Origin of the sequence: uncultured Amnibacterium sp. (assembly GCF_964244015.1) — a bacterium.
Taxonomy (GTDB): Bacteria; Actinomycetota; Actinomycetes; order Actinomycetales; family Microbacteriaceae; genus Amnibacterium.
Map to the genome: position 1 here is coordinate 15,741 of NZ_CAXTHO010000016.1, position 21,247 is coordinate 36,987.

Genomic DNA, 21,247 nt, shown 5'->3' on the forward strand with positions numbered 1-21,247 from the left:
CGGAGCTTCTCGGCCGGAGCGCAGGCTCGAGGCGCCCTCGCGGGGCGCAGCGATAAGTGCTGCAAGGATCGAGCCATGGCGATTCGAACGTTCGGGGCCGAGCTGCCCGCCTGGGTCGATGAGGAGCTGGAGGCGGCGCGCGCCGGCCTCGGCACGGACGAGGGGCGGATGGGCCTCCTGAACCGACTCGCGGAGCGGAACGTGGCGGAGGGCAGCGGCGGGCCGTTCTCCGCGCTGACCGTGCACTCCGGCACCGGTGAGGTCGTCGCCGCGGGCGTGAACCTCGTGCTCGCCTCCGGGCTCTCCTCGATGCACGCGGAGGTCGTCACGATCTCCGTCACGCAGGCTCGACTCGGCACCTGGGACCTCGGCTCGCTCGAGGATCCGCTCGAGCTCTGGGTCAACTGGCGGCCCTGCGCCATGTGCTACGGCGCCACCCTGTGGTCGGGCGTGCGGGGGCTCGTCATCGCGGGCGACGGACCGGAGCTGGAGGCGCTGACCGGTTTCGACGAGGGGCCGATGCGCGACGACTGGGCCGGGCAGCTCGAGCAGCGCGGCATCGCCGTCCGCGTCGGAGTGCTGCGGGACGAGGCCGTCGCCGTGTTCGAGCGGTACGGCGCGAACACCGCCAAGACCGTCTACAACGCGAGGACCTCGAAGGCGTGACCGACGTCACGGTCGTCGGCGCCGGGATCAGCGGCATCGCCTGCGCGCAGCGCTGCGTCGCCGCCGGCCTCTCGGTCCGGGTGCTGGACCGCGGCCGTCGCGCCGGCGGCCGGCTCGCCGCCCGCACGGTCGACGGCCATGCGGCCGACCTCGGCGCCCCCTACGCGACCGTGTCGGACGACCGTTTCCGCGCCGTCGTCGACGACTGGCTGGGGCGCGGGCTGCTGCGCGAGTGGACCGACACCTTCCGCGTCGCCGGACCGGACGGCCTCGGCGAGGCGAAGACGGGCCCGATGCGGTACGCGGCACCCGGTGCGATGCGCAGCCTCGTCGACGACCTCGCGACCGGGATCGAGATCGAGCAGCGGGTCGTCGGTCCGATCCCGGCCGACCTGGTGGTGGAGGGGGCGGCGTCGCGCGTCGTCGTGCTCGCGATGCCGGGTCCGCAGGCGGTCCGCCTCCTGCAGCCGGACCATCCGGAGCTCGCCGCGGCCGCCGATCAGCCGTTCGCGGCCGGGATCGCGGTCGTCGCGCGCTTCGCCGAGCGGACGTGGCCGGAGTTCGACGCCGCGTTCGTCTCCGACCTGCCGATCCGGTGGCTCGCCGACGACGGCCGCAGCCACGGCGACGGCGCCCCCGTGCTCGTCGCGCACACGACGGCCGATTTCGGCGGCCAGCACCTCGAGGACCCCGACGCGGTGATCGAGCCGGTGCTGGGCGCGATGCGGCAGGCACTCGGCGTCGGGCTCGAGCCCGTCGACGTGCGCGCGCACCGCTGGACGTTCGCGCAGCCGACCGCCCCCCGAGACCGCACCTTCCTGCTCGAGGCCTCCGGGATCGGCCTCTGCGGCGACGGCTGGAGCGAGAAGAGCAAGGTGGAGGCGGCGTGGCTCTCGGGCGACGATCTGGGCGCCGCGGTCGTGGAGCGCCTCGCCTGATTCCGTTTCGAAGGAGTTTCGGCGCGGGAGACGCCGAATCTCCTTCAAAACGGAAGGGGTGACGACATGTCGGGGCGCCGACCACCTTCACGATGAAGCTCAGGCGCGGTCGCGGGACTGGGCCTTCAGGGCGCGCTCGGTGCGGCTGAGGTTCTCCGCGATGATGCGGCGGAGGGGGGTCGGCCCGGCCGGGTGCGCGGCCAGCCAGGTGTGTGCCGCCGTTGCGAGCGCGGTGTCCGCCACCGGGCGCGGGTAGGCGCCGAGCGCGATCGGCTCCGCCAGCGCGAACGAGCGCTTCGACCAGAGCGCCTCGATGCCGCTGAAGTACCGGTCCACGTAAGGCGCGAGCACCGCGGGGTCGAGCACGCGGACGAAGCCGCGCACGGTCGACTCGAGCTGGGAGTTGGTCAGCTCGTCGGTGTCCCACATCGAGGCCCAAGCCGCCGCCTTCCCCTCCGGCGTCGGGATCGCGGCCCGCGCGAACAGGGCGTGCTCCCGCCCGCTCGTCGTGTCGTCGGTCGACAGCAGCGCCGCGATCTCGGGCTCCGCCGCGCGGCCGCCGGCGACGAGCCCGGTCAGCAGCTCCCAGCGCAGATCGGGACCCAGCGGCAGCCCCTCCGCCGCCCCGCCGTCGAGGTCGGCGAGCCGGTCGAGCTGCTCCGCCGTGCGTGCCACCCGCGCGAAGGCCTTCGCGAGCTGCAGCTGGGCATCGGAGGCGGGTTCCGCCTCCGCGAGCAGGCGCAGGAGGCCGTCGGCCAGGATCTCCAGCGCCGGGACGCGCGCCGCAGGATCGACGTACTCCTCCGCGGCGACCACGACCTGCTTCAGCAGCGTGCCGCGCAGGGTCGGCAAAGTCTCGGCACCGAGGTGGTCGAGCACGAGCCGCACGAAGTCGGAGGCGCCCGCCTCCCCGTCCCGCGTCATGTCCCAGATGGCGCTCCACAGCAGGGTGCGGGGCAGCCCGGCGGCGACGGAGGACAGCTCGTGCTGCGCCAGCGCGAGCGACGCGGGATCGAGGCGCACCTTCGCGTAGGCGAGGTCGTCGTCGTTCACCAGGATGATCGCGGGCCGCTTCCGGCCCACGAGCGCCGGTAGCTCGGTCCGCTCGCCCGCGATGTCGAGCTCTTCGCGATGCACGCGCACGAGCGCGTCGTCCTCGCCGTCCGGCTGGTAGAAGCCGACGGCGACCCGGTGCGGCCGCAGGGTCGCGTCGCCCACCGGCGCGGGCGCCTGCGTGATCACGAAGCGGGTGATCACGCCCCTCGGGTCGGTCTCCACCTCCGGCACCAGGGTGTTCACGCCCGCGGTCTCGAGCCAGTCCGCGCTCCAGGCGGTCAGGTCCCGGCCGCTCGCGGCGGCGATGTGGCGGAGGAGGTCGGCGAGCGTCGCGTTGCCCCACGCGTTCTCGTGCAGGTAGGCGGACACCCCGGCGAAGAACTCGCGCCGGCCGACGTAGGCGACCAGCTGCTTCAGCACGCTGCCGCCCTTGGCGTAGGTGATGCCGTCGAAGTTGACGGCGATGTCCTCCACGGAGGCGATGTCGGCCGTGATCGGATGCGTCGACGGCAGCTGGTCCTGCTCGTAGCCCCAGTTCTTCTCGGTCGTCGTGAAGGTCGCCCACGAGTCCGTCCAGCGCGTCGTCTCCGCGGTGGAGAGGAACGACATGAACGTCGCGAACGACTCGTTCAGCCACGTGTCGTCCCACCACCGCATGGTCACCAGGTCGCCGAACCACATGTGCGCCAGCTCGTGCAGCACGACCATCGCGCGCTCCTCGCGCTGCGCCTCGGTCGGCGTCGAGCGGAACACGTAGACCTCGTTGAAGGTCACGAGTCCCGGGTTCTCCATGGCGCCCCAGTTGTACTCGGGCACCGTGACCTGGTCGTACTTCTCGAACGGGAACGGGATGCCGAACGCGTCCTCGTAGAAGCCGAAGCCGCCCTTCGTCGTCTCGACGACCTCCTCCGGGTCGATGAACGGCGCCAGCGACGCGCGGGTCAGCACGCCGAGCGGGATCGTGCGGCCGTCGGAGGAGGTCAGCTCGTCCGCGTGCGCCACCCAGGCGCCGGCGATCAGGGCGACGAGGTAGGTGGACAGCGGCTGGGTCGGCGCGAACCGCCACCAGCGGGTGCCGTCCCCGACCGCCTCCTGCGCCGCGACGGGCTGGTTCGAGCGGACGTCCCAGCCGTCGGGCGCCGTGACCTCGACCGCGAACCGGCCCTTGAGGTCGGGCTGCTCGAAGCAGGGGAAGACCCGGCGCGCGTCGGTCGTGGCGAGCTGCGTGTAGAGGTAGACGAGACCGTCGGCCGGGTCGACGAACCGGTGCAGTCCCTCACCGGATCGCGAGTAGCGCATGGTCGCGACCACGGTCAGCTCGTTCTCGGCCTCGAGCGGCGGGAGCGCGATGCGGACGCCGTCGGCCACCGCGGGGTCGAGGTCGCGCCCGTTGAACCGGATCGACGCGACGTCCACCGTGATCGCGTCGAGGAACGTGTTCGCGCCCGGCGTGCCGCGGAACCGGATCGTGGTGGTCGAGCCGAACACCTCCGGCCCCCGCGTGAGGTCGAGCGCGAGGTCGTACTCGAGCTCGGAGACGAGCTCCGCGCGCTCCTCCGCCTCGATTCGGGTCAGGTTCTCGCCGGGCATGCGTTTCATCTTTCAGGAGTTCTGGTGGGGCTTCGCCCACCAGAACTCCTGAACGACGAAACCGGCTCAGACGTCGGCGACGAGCGGGGCGACCTCGGTGCCGAGCAGCTCGATGCCGCGTAGCAGGTCGTCATGGGCCAGGAGGGGGTTCGTCATCTGCAGGGAGAGGCGGTCGACGCCGCCGAGCTGCCCGGCGATGCGGCGGATCTTGTCCGCGACGGTCTGGGGGTCGCCCATGAAGAACGCGCCGTCGGGCCCGGCGGTCGCGTCGAACTGCGGCCGGCTCGGCGCTGGGAAGCCGCGCTCGCGGGACACGGCGGTGAACATCGTGTGCCAGCCCGGGTAGATCGTGTCGGCCGCGGCCTCGGTGCTCTCGCCGACGTAGCCGAACACGTGCAGGCCCACCTGCAGCCGTTCGGGGGCGTGACCGGCGTGGGCGCCCGCCCGGCGGTAGAGGTCGATGAGCGGCGCGAACTGGCGCGGCTCGCCGCCGATGATCGCCACCATCAGCGGCAGCCCGAGCAGGCCGGCACGGACGAACGACTGGGGTGTGCCGCCGACCCCGACCCAGATCGGCAGCGGGTCCTGGACCGGGCGGGGGAAGACGGTCTGGTGCACGAGCGGCGGGCGGAACCGACCGGACCAGGTGACCTCCACCGAGTCGCGCAGCTGGAGCAGCAGCTCGAGCTTCTCCTCGAACAGGGCGTCGTAGTCGGCGAGCTCGAGCCCGAACAGCGGGAACGCCTCCGTGAACGACCCCCGCCCGACGACGAGGTCGATGCGGCCGCCGGAGATCAGGTCGAGCGTCGCGAACTGCTGGAAGACCCGCACCGGGTCGTCGGCGCTCAGCACCTTGACCGCGCTGCCGAGCCGGATGCGCTCGGTGCGGGCAGCGGCTGCGGCGAGGATCACCTGCGGCGCGGAGTCGTAGTACTCGCTGCGGTGGTGCTCGCCGATGCCGAAGGAGTACAGCCCGACCCGATCGGCGAGGGCGATCTCCTCGAGCAGGTGCGCCATCCGCTCGGCCGGCCCGACGACGTGCCCGGTCTTCGGATCGGTGACCTCGGACACGAAGCTGTCGACACCGAGATGCATGGGGGGAACCTCTCGAGCGGGATGGGTGGACACGTGCACAACGCCGCCGGACGTGCGGTTGTTCCGGGGCACTGACGCTTCGTGAGCCGATACCGTCGCCGGATGACCGACCTGCACATCACCGGCGACGACGCTGCCGACGCGCTGCTCTCCTCCGACCCGTTCGCCCTGCTCGTCGGCATGCTGCTCGACCAGCAGGTCGCGATGGAGACCGCGTTCGCGGGGCCGGAGAAGATCCGCGACCGGCTCGGGAGGATCGACCCGGCCACCCTCGCGGGCGAGCAGCCCGACCGCCTCGTCGAGGTGTTCCGGCAGACGCCGGCGGTGCACCGGTACCCCGGATCGATGGCGGGGCGGGTGCAGGCGCTGGCCGCCGCGGTGCAGGAGGAGTGGGGCGGCGACGCGACCGCGATCTGGACGCGCGACGCCCCGGACGGCCCGGAGGTGCTGCGCCGCCTGAAGGCCCTCCCGGGTTTCGGGGACCAGAAGGCGCGGATCTTCCTGGCGCTGCTCGGCAAGCGCGACCGGTTCGCCGGCGGGGGCTGGCGGGAGGCGGCCGGCGCCTACGGCGAGGAGGGATTCCGGTCGGTCGCCGACATCACGAGCCCCGAGACGCTCACGAAGGTCCGCGAGTACAAGCAGGCGCAGAAGGCCGCCGCCAAGCACTGATCTTCGTCGTTCAGGAGAAACGGGGACTTCGCCGCCATTTCTCCTGAACGACGAAGATCAGGGGCGGCGGGCGGCCAGCGTCGCGGCCAGGACGCCGAACACCAGGAAGCACGTCGTCGTGAGCAGCACGACCGTCATCGGGAAGAACCATCCGCCGCTCAGGGTGTGCGCGCCGCCGACCACGGGCGGCGCCGCCGCAGCGACCAGGTAGCCGACCGTCTGCACGAAGGCGGACAGCGCGGTGGTCCTCCTGGCGTCGCCGCCCACCTCCGCGATGATGGTGAAGATCGCGGTGAACCCGCCGCCCTGCGCGATCCCGCCGAGGACGCTGCCGATCAGGAAGTGCTCGGGCGCGACGAGCAGCACGACCGGGAGGCTCATCCACAGCAGCCCCAGCAGGGCGATGACCGTGCGCGGCCGCAACCGCAGAGCGAGCACCGGTACGCCGATGGCGCCGACGATCCCGGCGAGCTGGAACACCGAGGACGCGGACCCCGCGACGACCGCGGAGTAGCCCCGTTCATCGGCGAGCAGCGTCGGCAGCCACGTCGTCACCCCGTAGTAGCTGCACGACTGGGCGGCGAACGCGACCGCGAGCAGCGCCACGAGCCGATCCGGGCGGAACGCGACGGGCGGTTCGGCGGACACCGGTTCGGCGGGTGCGTCGCCGGTGCTGCGGAGGAGGACGAGCCAGACGACCGCTGCCAGTACCCCGGCGACGCTCCAGGCGGCGACCGCCGCGCGCCAGCCGAACGCGGCCCCCAGCGGCACGGTGACGATGGAGGTGATCACGGTGCCGACGTTGATCGAGACGGAGTACACGCTCGTCGCGGCACCGCGACCGCGCTTCGGGATGTCCCGGCGGATCACGGCGGGGACGAGCACGTTGCCGATCGTGATCGAGACGCCGAGCAGCACGACCGATGCGAGCGCGAACCCGAAGCCGTCGACCGAGCGCAGCACGGTCGCGAGCACGATGCCGGCGATGCCGATCTCGATCGCGCGCTCGATGCCGATGCAGCGGGCGAGCCACGGTGCGATCGGGGTGCTGAGGCTGAAGCACAGCAGCGGGACGGTCGTCAGCAGCCCGAACGCCGCGGGCGAGACGCCCCAGCCGCGCTGCGCCTCCGCCGCCACCGGCGCGAGCGCGACGAGCGGCCCCCGCAGCTGGAAGGCCAGCAGCGCGATGCAGGTCAGGAGGAGCGCGAGCCGCAGCCGACCGCCCCCGTTCCCCGCAGTCATCGTGGCTCCAGCATGCCAGTCCGTTTTGAAGGAGTTTTCCCGCCGGAGGCGCGGAAACTCCTTCAAAACGGAAGTCAGGAGAGGAGGTCGCGCACGTCGTCGGCGGTCAGCGCTGCGGAGAACGGCTCGCCGTCGTCGACCACCGCGTCGAACAGGTCCTGCTTGCGGCGCTGGAGGGCCAGCACCTTCTCCTCGATCGTGCCCGCGGCGACGAGCCGCCTGACCGTGACCGGCCTGTCCTGGCCGATACGGTGCGCGCGGTCGATCGCCTGCGACTCCGCAGCCGGGTTCCACCACGGGTCGAGCAGGTACACGAGGTCCGCCTCCGTCAGGTTCAGCCCGAAGCCGCCCGCCTTCAGGCTGATCAGGAACACCGCCGCGTCGCCGGTGCGAAAGCGGTCGATGACCGAGTCCCGGTCCCGGGTCGCGCCCTCCAGCAGCGTCCACGGCACCCCCTCGGCGTCGAGCCGGGCGCCGACGAGGCGGAGGTAGGAGGGGAACTGGCTGAACACGAGCGCCCTGCGGCCCTCGGCGAGCGCCTCGACCAGCTCCTCCGCCAGCAGGTCGAGCTTCGACGAGCGGACCCCGTCGTGCTCCTCGCCGATCAGCGCGGCGTCGAGCGCGAGCAGGCGCAGCAGCGTCAGCGACCGCAGCACGATGAAGCGGTTGCGGTCCATGTCGGGCAGCAGGCCGAACAGCTTGCGGCGCTCCCGCTGCAGCGTGACGTCGTAGATGGCACGGTGGTCGGGCGACAGGTCGACGGTCACGACCTGCTCCTCGAGGCTCGGCAGCTCGGGCGCGACCTGCTCCTTCGTCCGGCGCAGCACGTACGGCCGCATCCGGAGGCGCAGGCGGGCGAGCCGCTCCGCGCGGTGCGCGGCGTTCGCCTCCGGCGCGCTGCCGGCGCCGACGCCCTCGGTGTAGCCGGTCCGCAGCCCCTCGATCGGGCGCACGTACTCCTCCCGGAACCGGCGCACGGAGGGGAACAGGCCGGGCACGGTGAGCGCGAGCAGCGCGTGCAGCTCGGTCAGCGAGTTCTCCATCGGCGTGCCGGTGACGGCGATGGTCCGCCGGATCCGGAGGTCCCGCACCACCTGGTGCGTGCGCGCGGCGGCGTTCTTCACCGCCTGCGCCTCGTCCAGCAGCAGTGCGTCGAACGCGCCGTCGGTGGCGAGGCGGGTGAACACGGTCGCGTCCAGCCGCAGCCGCGCGTAGGTGGTCACGACCAGGTCCGCGCCGCGCACGACGTCCGCGATGCGCGTCTTCGGCCCGTCCGCGTCGACGATCCGGCGCACGACGAGGTCCGGCGTGAACCGGGTGGCCTCCGCGATCCAGTTCGAGGCGACCGAGGTCGGGGTCACGACGAGGATCGCGCGCCGCGCCTCCTCCGGCACGGTCTCGTGCACGTGCTGCGCCAGCGCCAGGCACTGCACCGTCTTGCCGAGCCCCATGTCGTCCGCGAGCACGCCGCCGAGTTCATGCCGCCAGAGGAATGCGAGCCATGCGAACCCCTCCTGCTGGTAGGCACGCAGCACCGTGCGGAGGCCGATCGGCGCGGCGACACGTACCGGTGGCGCCTCGACGGCGTCCCGCAGCGCGCGCCACTCGACGGTCTCGCGGCTCGAGTCGGCGAGGTCCTCGAAATCCGCCCACTGCGCGACGTGCGCGCGCGGGATCGCGAATCCCGAGGACCACTCGGGGATCTCCGCGGACTCCTCCACCAGGTCGATCAGCTCCCGGAGGCGCGGGTGGGCGAGCGAGAGGAACGTGCCGTCGACGAGCCGTAGCCGTCGCTTCCCGGCCGCGATGGCCTTGAAGAGGGGCCCGAAGGGGATGTTCCGGCCGTCGACGGTGACCGTGACCCCGAGGTCGAACCAGTCGTTGCGCTCCGTCGGGGACACCTGCACCGCGATCACCGGATCGGCGGTCACGACCACGGGTGAGGGAGCCCCGACGTGCTCGACGGCGACGTCCGGCAGCCCGGCGAGCACCGGGAGCACGTCGGCGGCGAGGTCGAGCGCCTCCTCGACGCCGATCGTCCGCGGCGCGGGGAGGCCACGGCTCGGCCACCACCCGAGTGGCAGCGCGGCCACGACGTCGACCGGGTCCGGCGCCTGCCGAGCGTGGAGGCGCTCCCAGCGCCAGGTGAGCGTCGCCCCGCCGGCCTCGGCCGTGCTGACGGTGAGCACGAGCAGCGGCGGCTGCGGCTCGGGCAGCGGTACGGAGGCGTCGCTGCTCACGACCGTGAAGCGGTCCTGCAGCGCGGGCAGCCAGCGGTCGCGCAACTCGGCGGCGGCGTCCGCCGGCACGATCAGCGGCTCCCGGCCGAGCAGCGCGGGGTCGACGGGCGCGGCGAACGGTGCGAGCAGCACGTGCGCGGGCGACCCGCCGGTCGCCCAGACGCCGTGGTCGCCGACGGCGTGGGCGCGCTCGACGGGGACCGCATCACCGTCGATGACGAGGCGCGGTCCGACGCGGATCCCCTCGGCGACGCGGACCGCGTCGAGCGCGAGCGACGCCTCCCCTGCCAGCCGTGCGGATCCGGATCCGGGCGCGACGAGCGGGACGCCGAGCGCCTCCCCCTGCGCGAGCAGCTCCCACACCAGCGGGTTCGGCGCCTCGTCGAGGAACAGCCAGTCGGGGTCCTGGCCGGCGGCGGCAGGCACGGCCGCGCGGTAGAGCGCGCCCAGCTCGCACGCCCAGCGGTGCTGCGCCGGGTCGAGGTTCAGGCGGTTGCGCACGTGGGGCAGCGACTGCCAGGTGAGCGCGCCCCGCGCCCAGCCCGAACCGGTCTTCACGACCGGCCGCACACCGAGTCGGAGGCCGCCGACCGAGTCCTCCACCGCCGCCCGCGTCGTCGGACCGTTCCAGCGATGCGCGGTGCGGGGCAGCAGCTCGCGCGCCTGCACCTGCAGCGCGATGGGCACGGTCGGCTGCGCCGCCGCCGGGGCAGGGCGATCCCCGAGCAGTCCGTCGAGGGCGCGTCGCCACCCGTCATCCGTGCTCACCGCGCCACGGTATGCGGTGTGCATGGCTGCGCCGCCGCTGCGGCGTCGCTCCGTCGCACCGGCGGGCCTGGACGGCCGCGTCAGCGACGCCCGAGCACGCCGGTCGACCAGAGCGCCCAGGCGATCAGGACGGGCTGGAACGGCAGACGGACCGCTCGCTTGCGGTCCGTGTCCAGACCGAGCCCATCGCGGTGGTGCCGGTACTGCGCGATGTTGCCGGGGAACACGGCCGCGAAGAACCCGGCGGCGACGATGCCGAGGCGTCGGCTCGGCAGGAGGGCGAGCGCGGAGCCGAGGGCGATCTCCACGACGCCGGAGGCGAGCACGGTGGTGTCGACGTCGAACGGCACCCAGTCCGGCACCTGCGCCCGGAACCCCTCCCGCGCGACGGTGAGGTGGCCGACGCCGGCGAGCGCGAGCACCCCGCCGAGCAGGAGGCGGGCAGCGGTCTGCGGCGTCGAGGTCATGCGATCGATCTCATCACGGCGCCGCTGACGGTGCTCACCGGAGGTAGGCGTCGACGAACAGCGGGCCGCGGATCTCGCGGAAGCGCTCGAGGATCCGGTCCGCGAGGGCGTTCGACACCGACTTCGCGACGAGGTCGAACGGGCCGATCGCGGGCAGCGGGTCGAGCCGCACGCGCACCACCTCCCATCCCGCACGGCGCAGCAGGCGGTCCTTGCGCAGGTCGACCGCCTCCCGCTTCCCGCTGTGCTCGAGCCCGTACCGGCCGACGGTGTCGAGCTCGACCGCGATGCGCAGGTCGCCGAGCACGAGGTCCGGCCACGCCTCGAGATGGTCGAAGAAGGGCTCGCGGAGGCGGATCGCGTTCGGCGCCGCATCCCAGACGAGTCGGGTCGCGAGCTTCTGCTGCAGCAGCGGCTCAGCGGCGGAGGCGGGCTTCGGCGCGCAGACGCTGACGAACGGCTCCCCCGGAGGCAGATCCGGCGTCTTCGCGCAGAGCGGCCCGACCGTCCGCCGCGATTTCGGCGCGCCCGTGCCGACCGGCCGCTCGAGTGCCGCCTCCGAGCAGCGGGGGCACCAGGTCGACCTGCGGCGCCGGCCGCCTCCCGGGCGCATCCGCTGCTCCTCCGGCGTCGCGATGAAGCGGTGCCCCGCGTCGCACTGCCACTGCAGCCACACGTCCGCGCAGAGCGGCACCTGGCTGAGCACCACGCCGCGGTTGAGATCGGCGTGGTACTGCCGGACCAGCACCGGGTAGCGATGCCACTGCTCCCGGTACGTCCCGACCGCGTAGGGCACGGCGCGGCCCGTGGAGGCGCGTCGGCGCTCCCACCAGGCGTCCACCGGCTCGGGCATGCGCGCACGGTAGCCGCGCCCTCCGTCAGCGCTTCGCGTCTCGATCCGTCACGCCTCGCGCGGGCGGAGGCGTGACGAATCGAGACGCGAACGGCGCAGCTCAGTGCGCGGGGACCGCCACGTGGTCCTGCGCCCACTCGCCCACCGCGGGGGTCGGCTGGGAGACCTGCTCGCCCGGGGCGTCGACGCGCTTCAGCGGCGGCAGGCCCTCCTCCACCGTGCGGCCGAGCCAGCCGTCGACGTTCTTCCAGTACTGGATCGCGCGCGCTCGGATGTCGGGGATCGTCACCTGCGCGACGTGACCCGTGATGTTCTTCGCGAGCCGCTCCCGCTCCTCCTGCGACATCACGTCGTTCACCAGCGCGCGGGCCTGCGACCAGTCGTCGTCCTCGGCGTGCAGGGTGACGGCGCTGCGGACGAGTTCGCCGTCCGACTGCCAGCCGCCCGCCTCAGCGGCACGGGCCGGGTCGGCGTGCGGGCCCCCGAAGGTGTTCGGCGCGTAGACCGGCTTCGCGGCGGGCGGGAAGCTGTACGTCATGGCGCCCTCCTTCGAGTAGGAGTGCACGGGCGCGACCGGCGCGTTCACCGGCAGCTGCGCGTGGTTGGTGCCGACGCGGTAGCGGTGCGCGTCCGCATAGCTGAAGATGCGGGCCTGCAGCATCTTGTCGGGGCTCGCGTCGATGCCGGGCACGAAGTTCGACGGAGCGAACGCGGCCTGCTCGATCTGCGCGAAGTAGTTCTCGGGGTTCGTGTCGAGGGTGAGCTTCCCGACCTCGATCTCGGGGTAGTCCTCGTGCGGCCACACCTTGGTCAGGTCGAACGGGTTGAACCGGTACCCGGCGGCGTCGGCGTAGGGCATGACCTGCACCTTGAGCGTCCAGGAGGGGAAGTCGCCGCGCTCGATCGCCGCGTACAGGTCGCGGATGTGGAAGTCCGCGTCCTGCCCGGCGATCTGGTCTGCCGCGTCCTGCGTGAGGATGTCGTGCCCCTGGTCGGTCTTGAAGTGGTACTTCACCCAGAACCGCTCGCCGGCCGCGTTGATCCACTGGTAGGTGTGCGATCCGTAGCCGTTCATGTGCCGCCACGACGACGGGATGCCGCGGTCGCCCATCAGCCAGGTGACCTGGTGCGCGCTCTCCGGGGAGAGGCTCCAGAAGTCCCACTGCATGTCGTTGTCGCGCAGGTGGCTGCCCGGGAGGCGCTTCTGCGAGCGGATGAAGTCGGGGAACTTGATCCCGTCCTTGATGAAGAACACCGGGGTGTTGTTGCCGACGAGGTCGTAGTTGCCCTCGGACGTGTAGAACTTGATCGCGAACCCGCGGGGGTCGCGCCACGTGTCGGGGCTGCCCTGCTCGCCCGCGACGGACGAGAAGCGCAGCAGCAGCTTCGTGTCGGTGCCGGGCTGGAACAGCGCGGCGCGCGTGAACCGCGAGACGTCGGCGGTGGTCTCGAAGTGCCCGAACGCGCCGCCGCCCTTCGCGTGGACGACCCGCTCCGGCACCCGCTCGCGGTTGAACTGGGCCAGCTTCTCGATCAGGTAGTGGTCGGTGAGCGCGATCGAGCCGTCGTTGCCGATGCTCTGCGAATGCTCGTCGCTCGCGACCGGCTGGCCGCTGTTCGTGGTGGTGGTCGGGTCGGTCATCGTGCTCCTTCAGCGCGGGGTGCGGTCTGCGCGGCGACTGCCATACAGGTCAGTGGCGCGCAGTCGGGGCAGACGCCCCAGAACGTGATCTCCGTCTGCGCGACGGAGAAGCCGTGGTCGTCCGCCCGCAGGAGGCAGGGGGCCGCGGAGTCCGCGCAGTCGACGTCGACGACATGGGAGCAGCGGGTGCAGACGAGATGGCGGTGGTCGTCGCCGACCCGCAGCTCGGAGCACGCGGCGAAGCCGGCGGGATCGGGTGGCCGGTCATCGACGCGATCCTCGCGCGGACGTGAACCCGTCGAGAAATCCCGGCCGACTGCCGGGCGTGTCCGGAGTCCATCGATCCGGGCTGCTTCGGATCAGGTCTGGTACAGCAGCCGGGCCGGGAGGCGGGCGGGCACCTCGTGCTCGAACCACGCCCGCAGCTCGCGCATCGTCTCCCTCGGGTAGACGTACTTCACACCGCCGAACTTCGATCGCTTCACGCTGCGCACCGTCTCGTCCATCTCGAGCTTCGTGCGCGGGTACCAGCCCTCGAGCACCTGCTTGCTCGCGGGCGTGAACCGGTGCGTGATGACCTCGGCCGTCAGGTCGACCGCCGGGACGGTGGACAGCGCGGCCGCCACGTCGTCGAGGAGCCGGCCGTACGCCTCCTGCCACCCGTCGACCGGCATCACCGGCGCGATGGTGAGACCGACCGGGTACCCGGCCGCCGCGACGCGGCGGAGTGCGTCGATGCGGGCGGGCATGCGCGCGGTGCCGCCCTCGAAGCGCTCCACCTCCGCCGCGTTCACGGAGAAGCGGATGCGGGTGCGGCCGCCGTGCCGGAGGGCGAGCAGCGGCTCGACCGCGTCGAACTTCGTCGTGAACCGGAGGGAGGCGCCGTCGCCGTAGCGGCCCGTGCCGACGCGCTCGATCGCGGTGGCGAGCGCGCCGGTGAGGTGCTCGATGCCGAGCGGATCGGTGTAGCACGAGAGCTCGAAGGTGGTCCCCTCGTCGCCGCGGAGGGCGTTCCCCGTCGTGACGGAGCCCGTGCCGGTCAGCGTCGCGATCGGCGCCAGCACCTCGTCGAGGTTCGCGTGCACGCGGGTGACCGGCGGCCCGGACAGGGAGCCGGCGAGGTAGCAGTACTGGCAGTGCGCGGGGCAGCCGCGCGCCAGGTCGAGCCGCCAGTCCGCCGACGGCGGGATCGGCTGCGGCTTCAGCGCCGACGGCGGCGCGACGACCACCGCCATCGTCGCCTTGGCGCGGGCGTACGCCTCCCGCTCGCTCTCGTCCTTCGGGGCGGTCGGCAGCCGGTCGCTCGTCAGGACCCGGATGTCGGCGACGCCGTGCGCCGCGACCCGGCGCAGGATCTCGGCCGTGTGCGGCAGGCCGGCGGCGGATCGGGTGACGAGGACGTGCTTCGGGATCCAGAGGCGGGCGGCGGTCGGGGCGCGGCGCGCGGGGTGGTCGAGCAGCTGTGCGGGCATGTGCTGGTCTCAACCTCCGGCGCAGCCCCGGCGTTCCCCTCGTGATCCCTTCCCAGGCGGTCCGGGGAGGGTGGGGGCATGGCACGCGTCCTGATCACCGGTTCCTCCGACGGCCTCGGTCTGGCCGCCGGGCAGCGTCTCATCGACCAGGGCCACGAGGTGGTGCTGCACGCCCGCAGCGACGCCCGCGCGGACGACACCCGCGGCGCTGCGCCGGGTGCCGCGGCGGTGCTCGTCGGCGACCTGTCGTCGGACGAGCAGACCCGGGCGCTCGCCGACGCGGCGAACGCCTCCGGCCGCTTCGACGCGGTCGTCCACAACGCCGGGGTCGGGTCGGGCAGTGCAGGGCTGCTCGCCGTCAACGTGCTCGCCCCCTACCTGCTCACGGCGCTGCTCCGTCGGCCGGACCGGCTGGTGTACCTCTCGAGCGGGATGCACCGCAGCGGCCGAGCGGACCTCGCGCAGCTCGACCACCCCTCGTACGGCGACACGAAGCTGATCGACGCCGCGCTCGCCGCGGCCGTCGCGCGCCGCTGGCCCGACGTGCTGAGCAACGCGGTCGACCCCGGCTGGATCGCGACGCGGATGGGCGGAGCGGGGGCGCCCGGCGGTCTGGAGGAGGGTGCCGCGACGCAGGTGTGGCTCGCGGTCGGCGACGACCCGGGCGCGACGGTCAGCGGCCGCTACCTGAAGGACCTCCGCGAGGAGCGCCCGGCGCCGGGCGTCACGGACGAGCGCTTCCAGGACGCGCTGCTCGACGAGCTCGCACGGCGCACGGGGGTTCCCCTCCCGGAGTGAGCGCCGCACCGCCGCCCCGCTGGTCGAGGTGCGAGCGCAGCGAGCCTCGACCAGCGGGGTTTTCGGTGTTCAGAACCAGGTGGTGAGGACCGGGGCGGTCGCGGGGCGCAGGAGGCGGTCGGCGAGCGCCGCGTCGCCCGGGGACCGCTCGGTGAGCCGGCCCGCCGCAGCGAGCGCGACCGCCGAGGCGCCGCCGAGGTAGAGCGACCCGAGCAGGTCCACCGGCAGCTCCAGCAGCGGGCCCTCCTCCGGCTCACCCGCCTCGACGGCCGCGGTCCCGTCCGCATCCGCGGTGATGGTGAACGCGCCGCCCGCGTACCCGAGCGGATCGGCGACCCGGAACCCGAGCCGCCCGCCGCCGGCGTAGGAGCGGGCGGCGAATGCCGCGACCGGGTCGAGCACGCGGAGCCAGAGGTGCTCCCGCACCTCCGTGGTGCGGATCATCCGCGGGTCGCGGACGAGCCAGCGGAGGGGCTCGTCGATCGGGCGGAGGCCCGCCGTGACCGTGCTGACGAGGTCCAGCTCGAGCAGGAACCGCCAGAGCGCGCGGTAGGCGTCGTCCGTCGTCGCGACCAGCTGCTTCAGCTCGACCGTGAACCCGGTGAAGTCGTTCGCCAACTCGATCAGCCGGTAGGTCGCGAGGCCCCTCGCGGTCCCGTGCTCGTCCTCGTAGCGGGCGAAGCGCAGCTTCCGCTGCTCGTCCGGCTCGGAGGGGGCGCCGAACAGCCGTCCGAAGCGGTGGCCGACGATCTGCACGTCGCCGACGGTCGCCCGGCGCGACTCCTCGAACAGGGTCTCCCCGGTGGCGATCGCGGCGGCGCGCCCGACGAGCTGGATCCGCCCCGGCGCCTCCTGACCGACCCAGCCCGCTCGGCGGACGTCCACCGAGTAGTCCGTCGACCACGTGGCCGCGCCGAAGCCGTAGCGGGTGTAGATCGTCGCCTCCGACACCGTGAGCATCGCGAGCGGGAGCCCGGCCAGGGTCGCGACCCGCAGCTCGGACTCGAGCATCGCCCGGGCGATGCCCCGGCGCCGATGGGTGGGCGCGACCGTGACGTCGCTGATCGCCCACGCCGTGACCTCGCCGCCCGGCACCGTCAGCGCCGCCGGCCACGACGCGACCGTCGCGACCGGCAACTCCGGCTCGATCAGGCCGTCGTCGTGGATCCCGATCGTCCGCTGGCCGGGGAAGTCCCCCGCCAGCTCGGCCAGGAACTCCTCGGTCGGCGCGGGGTCGTGGAAGCCCCGCGCGATCGCGTGCGCCCACGCCCTGGTCGCGGCGGCGTCCGCCGGATCCACGACGGTCATGCGGAGCCCGCCCGCAGCGAGCGCGGCCGCCGCGGTCGCGTCGACGGGGATGGACAGCGCGTCGTCATGCACGAGGGCGAGCCTAGGAGCCGGGCCCGGGCAATAACCTCGGATGCATGGCCGACTCCCCCGTCCGCATGCGCGCCGAGATCGCTGCCCTGCCCGCCTACCGGCAGGGTCGGCAGGCCGTCGCGGACGGCTACAAGCTGTCGTCGAACGAGAACCCGTTCGGGCCGCTCGCGGAGATCGTGGAGGCGATGGGCCGCGCGGAGGTGAACCGGTACCCCGACGCGACGGGCCCGGCGCTGCGGGAGAAGCTCGGCCGGCGATTCGGCGTGACCGGCCAGCAGGTGCATCTCGCCGCCGGATCGGTCGCGCTGCTGAGCCAGTTCCTCCTCGCGGTCTGCGAGCCGGGCAGCGAGGTCGTCTACGCCTGGCGGTCGTTCGAGGCGTACCCGGGGCTCGTGACCGTCGCGGGCGCGACGAGCGTGCAGGTACCGCTCGCGGCCGGTGCCGTGCACGACCTCGATGCGATGGCGGCCGCGATCACGGACAGGACGCGCGCCGTGATCGTCTGCTCGCCGAACAACCCGACCGGGCCGATCGTCGGCGCCGCGGCGTTCGCGCGCTTCATGGACCAGGTCCCGGCCGACCTCCTGGTGCTGCTCGACGAGGCGTACGTCGAGTTCGTGCGCGATGCCGGCGCTGTCGACGGCGCTGCGCTGATCGGCCGGTGGCCGAACCTCGTGATCCTCCGCACGTTCTCGAAGGCGTGGGGGCTCGCCGGGCTGCGGCTGGGGTACGCGATCGGCGCCGAGCACCTCCTCGACGCCGCGCGCGCGGTCGCGATCCCCCTGTCCGTCACCGGGCAGGCGCAGCTGGCAGGCGCGGTCGCGCTCGACCACGAGGAGCTGCTCCTCGCCCGCGTCGCCGACATCGTCGAGACGCGCGGCCGGCTCGTGGCGGGCCTCCGCGAGCTGGGCTTCGACGTGCCGGAGGCGCAGGGCAACTTCGTCTGGCTGCCCCTCGGCGACGGCGCCGCCGCGGCCGACGAGGTCTTCCACGCGCACGGGGTCGTGGTCAGGGCGTTCCCCGGCGAGGGCGTCCGCATCTCGATCGGCGAGCAGGAGTCGGTCGCCCGCGTGCTCGAGGCCGCCGCCGCGCTCTGACCCTTCCGTTGTGAAGGAGTTTTCCCGCCGAAGGCGCGGAAACTCCTTCACAACGGAATCAGGGTCAGGACAGCTCGCGGATGACGCTCGCCGCCTGCACCAGGGCCAGGTGGCTGAGGGCCTGGGGCAGGTTGCCGAGGGAGGCGCCGGTGCCCTCGTCGACCATCTCCGACATGATCCCGACGTCGTTCGAGACCGCCGCGACCAGCTCGTCCATCAGCGCCCGCGCCTCGTCGATGCGACCCACGCACGCGAGCGCGGAGGCGGTCCAGAACCCGCACGCGGTGAAGGTGCCCTCCTCCCGCTCCATCCCGGAGTAGCGGTAGATCAGCGGCCCGCGACCCAGCTCCTCGCGCAGCGCATCGATCGTGCGGGACATCCGCTCGCCCCGGTCGAACCCGCTGACGGTGTGCAGCAGCACGGAGGCGTCCAGCGCCTTCGACCCCTTCGCCATGACGTAGGTGCCGCGCCGCTCGTCCCAGCCGTGCCGGTCGATCCACCGTGCGATCAGCCGCTTGTGCTTCTCCCACCGCTTCCTCGTGCCGTCGGGCGGCAGCACGAAGCCCATGTCGTGCAGAGTGCAGGCGGCGTCGAGCGCCTGCCAGCAGCCCATCTTCGACGAGACGTAGTGCTTGGTCTCGGTCAGCTCCCACATGCCCGAGTCCTTGCGCTTCCAGTTCACGCACGCCTCGTCGGCGAGATGCACGAGCAGGTCGCTGGAGCCCGCGTCGAGCAGGTTCCCGTCGGCGGTGTAGGCGCGCATGATGCCGACCAGGTCCGCGTAGACCCCGAGCTGCAGCTGGCCGCCCGCCTGGTTCCCGGTGACGACCGGCCCGAACCCCCGCCACCCCGCCGCGTCCACCTGCCGCACACCGTCGGTCGGCTGCCCGTCGAGCGTCAGGAACACGGCGATGCCGTCGCGCGTGTTGGCCTTCAGCGCCTTCAGCACCCACGACACGGCCGCATGCGGCTCCTCCCGCAGCCCGAACCGGAGGAACGCGTCGACCGAGTAGGCGAGGTCGCGCACCCAGGCGAACCGGTAGTCCCAGTTCTTGTCGCCGTGGATCGACTCGGGGAGGGAGGTGGTGGCCGCGGCGGCGATCGCGCCGGAGGGGGTGTACGTCAGCAGCTTCAGTGCGAGCGTGCTGCGCCGCACCTGCTCCGGCCACGGGCCGTCCCAGCTGAACACGTCGGTCCAGGTCTGCCAGCCGGCGATCGTGCGATCGATCGACTCGTCGGCGACGCCCGCATCGGGGACCCGGACCGGCTCCCCCTCCGTGCCGCAGAGGCAGAGCACGTGCCGCGAGCCGGCGGAGGTCGTGAACGCACCGCGGAAGTCCGGGCCCCAGTCCGTCGCCGGACCGTTCCCGTCGTGCACGGGGTCCTGCCGGCCGATGTCCGAGCCGGTGAGGGCGATGTTGGTGTCCCCGGCCCGGATCAGGGGCACGTGGCCGGTGTCGAACCGGGTGACCGCCTGGTCACCGAGCAGGTTCCCCGGCTCGACGATCCACGTCATCGGCACGGCGCCCTCGACACCGTCGATGCGGCGCACGAGCTGCATCCACGGCAGCCGGCCGGCGACGCCGGTGACGAGCGCGTCCGTGACCTCGACCACACCGGAGGCGGAGGTGAACCGGGTTCGCAGCACGTTCGTCCCGTCGACGTACTCCCGTTCCGACGCGAACGGCTCGTCGGGCTGCAGCGCGAACCGCCCGCCCCGCTCGTCGTCGAGCAGTGCCGCGAACAGCGGCGCGTCGGCCATGCCGGGCACGGGCAGCCAGTCGATCCGACCGTCGCGGGCGATCAGCGCGACGGTGCGCCCGTCCCCGATCGCGGCGTAGCCGCGGAGGTCGGCGTAGCCGTTCGAGCGTCGCTCGGCGGGCCGGGTAGGTGCGCTGCTCACCCCGCCGACGGTATTGGGGCCGGGTGTGCGTTCATCCCGCCTCGCGGGCGAAGCGGAGCACCCGGACCGCGATCGTGACGGCGAGGTCGCCGATCCCCTCCGCCCGAGCGCGGACCTCGTCGTGGTCGAGGTGGTGCCCGTTCGGCCCCATCAGGACCACGCGCGCGACGTCGGCGGGCGACAGCGTGCGGCGCAGGAGGACCCGGCGCCGCCCCGCCTCGCGCAGCGGCCGCATCCGGTCCACCAGGCGCTGCGCCTTGTCCGGCCCGACGGCGAGCGTGCCGAACGGCTCCCGCAGCTCCGCGAGGTGCTCGGGCTCCGGGATCACGATCACGGCGATGCCGGAGGAGGCGAGGATCCGGTCCAGCTCCATGCCGTCGCGGGGGCCGAACACGACGAGCGCGGCATCGATCGATCCCGTCGCGAGCGGGACGCGCCGCCGGAGGTCGGCCGTCGCCGCTGCTGCTCGCGGGTGCGCTCCGGCAGCGGTCCGTGCTGCCGGGGCCGACACGTCGATCGCGACGCCCCGCGCCTCCGGATGCGTCTCGAGGGCGGCGGCGAGGTAGGTGCCGGGGCCGGAGGCGAGGTCGGCGATCCAGCGCGCGTCGCCCGGCACGGCGTCGGCGACCGCATCGGTGATGGGTCGGTAGTGGCCTGCGGCGAGGAACGCCACGCGATCCCGGACCATCGGCGCCGAGTCGCCGGGGACGGTCGCTCCGGTCGCCAGCGCGGCGTACCCCTGCTTCGCGACATCGAACGTATGCCCCTCGGAGCATATGAGGGCGGTTCCGGATCGCGCGAAGGCTGCGAGACATACCGGGCACGCCAGCACGGTCAGTGCTGCGTCGAGCGCGGCCGTCCGCTCGGGCGAAGTCACGCGGATCCCCGGGCGAGCGCCGCCATCTGGGCAGCGAAGATCGCAGCTCCTCCCTGGGCCGGATGCCGCACGGCGACCGCCTCGACGCCCGCTGCGGCGAGCGCGTGCTCGGCCTTCCGCCCGATCGCGACGACCCGGCGGATACCGAGCGCTCGGATCAGCTCGAGCGCGATCCCCACGCCCGCCTGCACCTCCGGTACCCGCGGCGCGCGGTTGGTCGCCCGGTCCGGTGCGGCGAACGGATGGTTGGCGTACACGGGCCAGTTCACGGGCCGCTCCGGCCAGGTCCGGAGCGCCTTCTGCACGATGGAGGCCGACAGCTCCCACTCGGCGGCGGGCCCGGGCGGCAGCAGGAAGCCATCGCCCTCGGGCGACCCGGTCAGCAGCCCGGGTCGGGCGGTGAGCTCGCGGACGCTCATGAACGGCACCCCGGTGATCGTCGCACCCCGCCAGCCGGGTGCCTCCCCGACGAGCAGCGTCGAGGCGCCCGCGGT

General features: G+C 73.3%; 18 protein-coding genes. 6 read left to right on the forward strand and 12 right to left on the reverse strand.

Features of this window, described 5'->3' with window-relative positions; genetic code table 11:
* Window positions 1–75: 75 nt before the first annotated feature.
* Together ACFE67_RS03495 and ACFE67_RS03500 are read left to right on the forward strand one after the other, a co-directional pair.
* Complete coding sequence (locus tag ACFE67_RS03495; RefSeq protein ID WP_375405489.1) at window positions 76–666, forward strand: nucleoside deaminase; 591 nt, start codon at window positions 76–78, stop codon at window positions 664–666.
* Window positions 663–1,604 (forward strand): NAD(P)/FAD-dependent oxidoreductase, encoded by a 942-nt coding sequence (locus ACFE67_RS03500; RefSeq protein ID WP_375405490.1) that lies wholly within the window; start codon window positions 663–665, stop codon window positions 1,602–1,604. Before ACFE67_RS03495 ends, ACFE67_RS03500 begins: the two co-directional genes overlap by 4 nt.
* Before the next feature lie 99 nt (window positions 1,605–1,703).
* Here the strand turns inward: ACFE67_RS03500 and pepN are convergent, their stop codons facing one another.
* Window positions 1,704–4,250 (reverse strand): aminopeptidase N, encoded by a 2,547-nt coding sequence (pepN, locus tag ACFE67_RS03505; RefSeq protein WP_375405491.1) that lies wholly within the window; start codon window positions 4,248–4,250, stop codon window positions 1,704–1,706.
* Between the two features lie 66 nt (window positions 4,251–4,316).
* The gene (locus ACFE67_RS03510; protein ID WP_375405492.1) at window positions 4,317–5,345 is read right to left on the reverse strand and encodes an Atu2307/SP_0267 family LLM class monooxygenase; all 1,029 of its coding nucleotides are present in this window, start codon (window positions 5,343–5,345) and stop codon (window positions 4,317–4,319) included.
* A 102-nt stretch (window positions 5,346–5,447) separates the two neighbouring features.
* Between ACFE67_RS03510 and ACFE67_RS03515 the strand changes: the two genes are divergently transcribed.
* Window positions 5,448–6,014, forward strand: coding sequence for an HhH-GPD-type base excision DNA repair protein (locus ACFE67_RS03515; RefSeq protein ID WP_375405493.1), 567 nt, complete (start codon window positions 5,448–5,450; stop codon window positions 6,012–6,014).
* A 57-nt stretch (window positions 6,015–6,071) separates the two neighbouring features.
* Here the strand turns inward: ACFE67_RS03515 and ACFE67_RS03520 are convergent, their stop codons facing one another.
* The 5 genes from ACFE67_RS03520 to ACFE67_RS03540 all read right to left on the reverse strand — a co-directional run bounded on the left by ACFE67_RS03520 (window position 6,072) and on the right by ACFE67_RS03540 (window position 13,226).
* Complete coding sequence (locus ACFE67_RS03520) at window positions 6,072–7,256, reverse strand: CynX/NimT family MFS transporter (protein WP_375405494.1); 1,185 nt, start codon at window positions 7,254–7,256, stop codon at window positions 6,072–6,074.
* A 74-nt stretch (window positions 7,257–7,330) separates the two neighbouring features.
* Window positions 7,331–10,264, reverse strand: a complete 2,934-nt coding sequence (locus ACFE67_RS03525) for a DEAD/DEAH box helicase (protein WP_375405495.1) — start codon at window positions 10,262–10,264, stop codon at window positions 7,331–7,333.
* 80 nt (window positions 10,265–10,344) lie between these two features.
* A complete protein-coding gene (locus tag ACFE67_RS03530) occupies window positions 10,345–10,731 on the reverse strand; it encodes a MauE/DoxX family redox-associated membrane protein (protein WP_375405496.1) in 387 nt (128 codons plus the stop codon).
* Between the two features lie 34 nt (window positions 10,732–10,765).
* Window positions 10,766–11,584 carry a hypothetical protein gene (locus ACFE67_RS03535; protein ID WP_375405497.1) on the reverse strand — a complete coding sequence of 273 codons (819 nt, stop codon included), beginning with the start codon at window positions 11,582–11,584 and terminating at the stop codon, window positions 10,766–10,768.
* A gap of 100 nt (window positions 11,585–11,684) precedes the next feature.
* On the reverse strand, window positions 11,685–13,226 hold the full coding sequence (locus tag ACFE67_RS03540; protein ID WP_375405498.1) for a catalase: 1,542 nt from the start codon (window positions 13,224–13,226) through the stop codon (window positions 11,685–11,687).
* Between the two features lie 113 nt (window positions 13,227–13,339).
* On the opposite strand from ACFE67_RS03540, the gene ACFE67_RS03545 reads away from it, so the two are divergent.
* Window positions 13,340–13,519: a hypothetical protein gene (locus ACFE67_RS03545; RefSeq protein ID WP_375405499.1), complete on the forward strand. Its 180-nt coding sequence runs from the start codon at window positions 13,340–13,342 to the stop codon at window positions 13,517–13,519.
* Window positions 13,520–13,585: 66 nt separating this feature from the next.
* Here ACFE67_RS03545 and ACFE67_RS03550 read toward each other — a convergent pair whose 3' ends face one another.
* Window positions 13,586–14,698, reverse strand: coding sequence for a spore photoproduct lyase family protein (locus tag ACFE67_RS03550; protein WP_375405500.1), 1,113 nt, complete (start codon window positions 14,696–14,698; stop codon window positions 13,586–13,588).
* A gap of 78 nt (window positions 14,699–14,776) precedes the next feature.
* Here ACFE67_RS03550 and ACFE67_RS03555 point away from each other — a divergent pair, with 78 nt between their 5' ends.
* A complete protein-coding gene (locus tag ACFE67_RS03555; RefSeq protein WP_375405501.1) occupies window positions 14,777–15,496 on the forward strand; it encodes an SDR family NAD(P)-dependent oxidoreductase in 720 nt (239 codons plus the stop codon).
* A gap of 69 nt (window positions 15,497–15,565) precedes the next feature.
* Here the strand turns inward: ACFE67_RS03555 and ACFE67_RS03560 are convergent, their stop codons facing one another.
* A complete protein-coding gene (locus tag ACFE67_RS03560) occupies window positions 15,566–16,876 on the reverse strand; it encodes a GNAT family N-acetyltransferase (RefSeq protein ID WP_375405502.1) in 1,311 nt (436 codons plus the stop codon).
* 44 nt (window positions 16,877–16,920) lie between these two features.
* On the opposite strand from ACFE67_RS03560, the gene ACFE67_RS03565 reads away from it, so the two are divergent.
* Window positions 16,921–17,973, forward strand: coding sequence for a histidinol-phosphate transaminase (locus ACFE67_RS03565; protein ID WP_375405503.1), 1,053 nt, complete (start codon window positions 16,921–16,923; stop codon window positions 17,971–17,973).
* A 64-nt stretch (window positions 17,974–18,037) separates the two neighbouring features.
* Here the strand turns inward: ACFE67_RS03565 and ACFE67_RS03570 are convergent, their stop codons facing one another.
* From ACFE67_RS03570 to ACFE67_RS03580, 3 genes are all read right to left on the reverse strand, one after another.
* Window positions 18,038–19,876, reverse strand: a complete 1,839-nt coding sequence (locus ACFE67_RS03570; RefSeq protein WP_375405504.1) for a glycoside hydrolase family 15 protein — start codon at window positions 19,874–19,876, stop codon at window positions 18,038–18,040.
* 31 nt (window positions 19,877–19,907) lie between these two features.
* Window positions 19,908–20,753, reverse strand: a complete 846-nt coding sequence (locus ACFE67_RS03575; RefSeq protein WP_375405505.1) for a putative RNA methyltransferase — start codon at window positions 20,751–20,753, stop codon at window positions 19,908–19,910.
* A partial coding sequence (locus ACFE67_RS03580; protein ID WP_375405506.1) for a hypothetical protein occupies window positions 20,750–21,247 on the reverse strand: 498 nt, incomplete at its 5' end. The genes ACFE67_RS03580 and ACFE67_RS03575, both read right to left, overlap by 4 nt.